The 1,442-nt window shown below is 30.2% G+C and carries 1 protein-coding gene; it reads right to left on the bottom strand.

Translation table 11 applies throughout. The annotated features are described in order from the left end of the window. Positions 1 to 1,182 (bottom strand): hypothetical protein (locus AB1349_14320; protein MEW6558500.1); only part of this gene is annotated, 1,182 nt, incomplete at its 3' end. Between the last annotated feature and the right edge of the window lie 260 nt (positions 1,183 to 1,442).

Raw genomic sequence — 1,442 nt, 5'->3', positions numbered from 1 at the left:
AATATCAAAATTATAAGGTTTCCCTGAATAATCAGGGTCAGAAAGTATAACACCATTGAAATGTATTCTTCTTGGTCCTTCAGGTATATTACTTGAACCAGCATTAGAGTCATATATAATAAAATCATTATTACTGAAATCAAATCCATACACTAAAACTGAATGTGCAGCTATTTGTTGAGATCCTGATAGATAACTTGTGTATAAATTTACAACTTGAGGTTGTTTAAGGATAAGTAAACAACCGATTAATTGATTATATACAGCTATATCATAGCAGTGTGGAACGATATTAATACCAGTCCCTACTACAGAATAAATTCTTTCCAGGTAACCTAAGAAATTCTTTTGAGTATCGAATGCTTTATTTACTATATCTACTGTGGTTTCTTCATTATAAGCATCAAAAAAATGTACAATATTTACTTTGTGTGAAAAATGCCATTTAGAGTATGTTGCAAAGCCATAACATGCACCACCTGGAATTAAACCATGATGACTATTATTTATACATGCTTTATCTTGTCCGGGTGCATTTGGATTTTCACCTATTTCAGGATTATTTAAAATAAAACCTGTATTTAGATCGGAACTTTTTTTAAAAAGAGTTTTTATATTTACTGAAAAAATAGAACTAAAATGAGAAGTCACTATTTTAACTGAATTGTTATTAGAATTATGTATAACTGCCGGAATACTCCATTTACTATTATGAACATCATAAGATATTATTAATAGGTTATTTAAATTTACTGATTGTTCATACGGTAAAGTAATAGTTACAGGTAATGAAAAGTTCAACCCATTGGGCTGTAAATCAATTACTTTCCCCACTTTTTGATAATCAGTAGATGGTAAAGATATATTAGATATATTTTCTGATATAGTAATAATTGTATTTTTTGACAAAGCCCCTTCTGGAATTTCCAGTTTTGTTCCATATAATGGATTATTAGGATCTGTAACTTCCAGTGTACCTCCTGATGTCCCGATTACTGCTGTAGCCTGTGGAGTTATATTGTTTGGCTCAGGTGTAAAAATAGGTGTGGAAACAGGTGTAGGTGTATTTGACGATGGTATAACTTCGGCACCTGTGTTTCCTACATTTCTGCCACAGCCGGTTATGCCGGCTATGATGGAGAATAACAATACAATAACAAAGACCAAAGATTTGTTTTTCATTTTTATCAATCTCCTTTATTAATAAGTTTTTTAATATGGAATCTTACATAAAATGAAAAATGCCTTTTCTTATTTTATTTCATTGCTTTTATATGGTATAATCACGTTACATTAATAGATATAATGTTTTTAAAAGGCCGCTCCAGGCACCCTCCGGTCAAAGTTGGTACTGAGGCGGACCTTTTTGTGATAGTTTTATTTATTTTTCTTCTATAATTTATAAATTTTGAATATTTTTATTAATAGTAAGCTATATATCA

The sequence above is a fragment of the Elusimicrobiota bacterium genome (assembly GCA_040757695.1).
GTDB lineage: Bacteria > Elusimicrobiota > UBA8919 > UBA8919 > UBA8919 > JBFLWK01.
This window is presented reverse-complemented; position numbering and strand designations above follow the sequence as displayed.